Consider the following 3,276-nt stretch of genomic DNA (forward strand, 5'->3'; position numbering starts at 1 on the left):
ACAATGCATGGCAACGACCTACTCTCACAGGACCAAAAGTCCAACTACCATCGGCGCTAAGAAGCTTAACTGCTGTGTTCGGCATGGGAACAGGTGTATCCTTCTTGCTACCATCACCACACATTGTTTGTGTTATATATAAGTAATCTATTAGATCACTCAAAACTGAATATCAACATGTATTTCTCTTAACTGCCAACCAGAATTGGTTCGTGGTTAAGTCCTCGACCGATTAGTACTCGTCCGCTCCGTACATCACTGTACTTCCACTTCGAGCCTATCTACCTGATCGTCTTTCAGGGGTCTTACTCACTTGCGTGATGGGAAATCTTATCTTGAAGCTGGCTTCGCGCTTAGATGCTTTCAGCGCTTATCCATCCCGCACATAGCTACCCAGCGATGCTCCTGGCGGAACAACTGGTACACCAGCGGTGCGTCCATCCCGGTCCTCTCGTACTAAGGATAGCTCTTCTCAAATTTCCTGCGCCCGCGACGGATAGGGACCGAACTGTCTCACGACGTTCTGAACCCAGCTCGCGTACCGCTTTAATGGGCGAACAGCCCAACCCTTGGGACCGACTTCAGCCCCAGGATGCGATGAGCCGACATCGAGGTGCCAAACCTCCCCGTCGATGTGAACTCTTGGGGGAGATAAGCCTGTTATCCCCAGGGTAGCTTTTATCCGTTGAGCGATGGCCCTTCCATGCGGTACCACCGGATCACTAAGCCCGACTTTCGTCCCTGCTCGACTTGTAGGTCTCGCAGTCAAGCTCCCTTATGCCTTTGCACTCTGCGAATGATTTCCAACCATTCTGAGGGAACCTTTGGGCGCCTCCGTTACTCTTTAGGAGGCGACCGCCCCAGTCAAACTGCCCACCTGACACTGTCTCCCGTAGTTTATACGCGGGTTAGAGTGGTCATTCATCAAGGGTAGTATCCCACCAACGCCTCCAGGTAGACTGACGTCCACCCTTCTTAGGCTCCTACCTATCCTGTACATGATCAACAAACACTCAATATCAAGTTGCAGTGAAGCTCCATGGGGTCTTTCCGTCCTGTCGCGGGTAACCGGCATCTTCACCGGTACTATAATTTCACCGAGTCTCTCGTTGAGACAGTGCCCAAATCATTACGCCTTTCGTGCGGGTCGGAACTTACCCGACAAGGAATTTCGCTACCTTAGGACCGTTATAGTTACGGCCGCCGTTTACTGGGGCTTCAATTCGTACCTTCGCTTGCGCTAAGCACTCCTCTTAACCTTCCAGCACCGGGCAGGCGTCAGCCCTTATACGTCACCTTTCGGTTTAGCAAAGACCTGTGTTTTTGATAAACAGTTGCTTGGGCCTATTCACTGCGGCTGATGTTACCATCAGCACCCCTTCTCCCGAAGTTACGGGGTCATTTTGCCGAGTTCCTTAACGAGAGTTCTCTCGCTCACCTTAGTGTTCTCCACTCGACTACCTGTGTCGGTTTGCGGTACGGGTTATAATAAATTCGCTAGAAGCTTTTCTCGACAGTTTGATTACTCACCTTCGCTACTTAATTCGCTCCCGGTCACAACTCGTTCTTAGTGGACGTAAGCATTTGACTCACATCCAAACTTGTTGCTTCGACATCCTATTCCATCAGGATGCGTGAGGTCACCTCCTGTGTCCCTCCATCACTCAAACATTTATTATAAGTACAGGAATCTCTACCTGTTGTCCATCGCCTATACCTGTCGGCTTCAGCTTAGGTCCCGACTAACCCTGGGCGGACGAGCCTTCCCCAGGAAACCTTAGTCATTCGGTGGACGGGATTCTCACCCGTCTTGCGCTACTCATACCGGCATTCTCACTTCTATACGTTCCACAGCTCCTTACGGTACTGCTTCACCACATATAGAACGCTCTCCTACCACTCAACCCTAAGGTTGAATCCACATCTTCGGTGTTCAGTTTAGCCCCGGTACATTTTCGGCGCAGGGTCACTCGACTAGTGAGCTATTACGCACTCTTTCAAGGATGGCTGCTTCTGAGCCAACCTCCTAGTTGTCTATGCAACCCCACATCCTTTTCCACTTAACTGATACTTTGGGACCTTAGATGGTGGTCTGGGCTGTTTCCCTTTCGACTACGGATCTTATCACTCGCAGTCTGACTCCCAGAGATAAGCAATTGGCATTCGGAGTTTATCTGGATTCAGTAAGACGTATGTCCCCCTAGTCCAAACAGTGCTCTACCTCCAACGCTCTTACTCTGAGGCTATACCTAAATATATTTCGGAGAGAACCAGCTATCTCCAAGTTCGATTGGAATTTCTCCGCTACCCACATGTCATCCAAACATTTTTCAACATGTCCTGGTTCGGTCCTCCAGTGCGTCTTACCGCACCTTCAACCTGCACATGGGTAGGTCACTTGGTTTCGGGTCGACGACATCTGACTTGCGCCCTATTCAGACTCGCTTTCGCTACGGCTCCGCTTCTTCAGCTTAACCTTGCCAACTATCGTCACTCGCCGGTCCATTCTACAAAAGGTACGCCATCACCCATTAACGGGCTCTGACTACTTGTAAGCACACGGTTTCAGGTACTATTTCACTCCCCTCCCGGGGTGCTTTTCACCTTTCCCTCACGGTACTTGTTCACTATCGGTCACTAGGTAGTATTTAGCCTTACCAGATGGTCCTGGCAGATTCCGACGGAATTTCTCGTGTTCCGCCGTACTCAGGATACTCTTAGGTATATAAAGTGTTTCGTCTACGGGGCTCTCACCCTTTACAGCTGGCCTTCCCATGCCATTCGACTACATTCTATAATTCCACGTTAGAGTCCTACAACCCCGACGTGCATGCACGTCGGTTTGGGCTCTTCCCGTTTCGCTCGCCGCTACTCAGGGAATCGATTTTTCTTTCTCTTCCTGCAGGTACTTAGATGTTTCAGTTCTCTGCGTCTACCTCACTTGCGTGTAACAGCCATTAGCTGTTGGGTTCCCCCATTCGGAAATCTCTGGATCTTAGCTTACTTACAGCTCCCCAAAGCATATCGGTGTTCGTCCCGTCCTTCATCGGCTCCTAGTGCCAAGGCATTCACCGTGCGCCCTTTGTTTCTTAACCACATATTTCTCGCGCTATTACTCTTTTTAAACTCTGTAGTGTTACCTACAGACTCGGTCAATTCTTTGGTCTTGATTTAATTTTTGGTAAAATTATATCTTCATTTAAGAAAATTGTTCTAATACAATCTGTCGCATCGACGGATTATATTAGGTGTTGATATTCAGTTTTCAATGATCTA

2 rRNA genes are annotated in these 3,276 nt (G+C 49.2%); both read right to left on the reverse strand.

Going from position 1 to position 3,276, the window contains the following annotated elements:
* Window positions 1-5: 5 nt before the first annotated feature.
* Window positions 6-121, reverse strand: a 5S ribosomal RNA gene (gene rrf, locus HYQ40_11210).
* 91 nt (window positions 122-212) lie between these two features.
* A 23S ribosomal RNA gene (locus HYQ40_11215) occupies window positions 213-3,096 on the reverse strand.
* Between the last annotated feature and the right edge of the window lie 180 nt (window positions 3,097-3,276).

Source organism: Aerococcaceae bacterium DSM 111021 (assembly GCA_020112395.1).
Lineage (GTDB): Bacteria > Bacillota > Bacilli > Lactobacillales > Aerococcaceae > Ruoffia.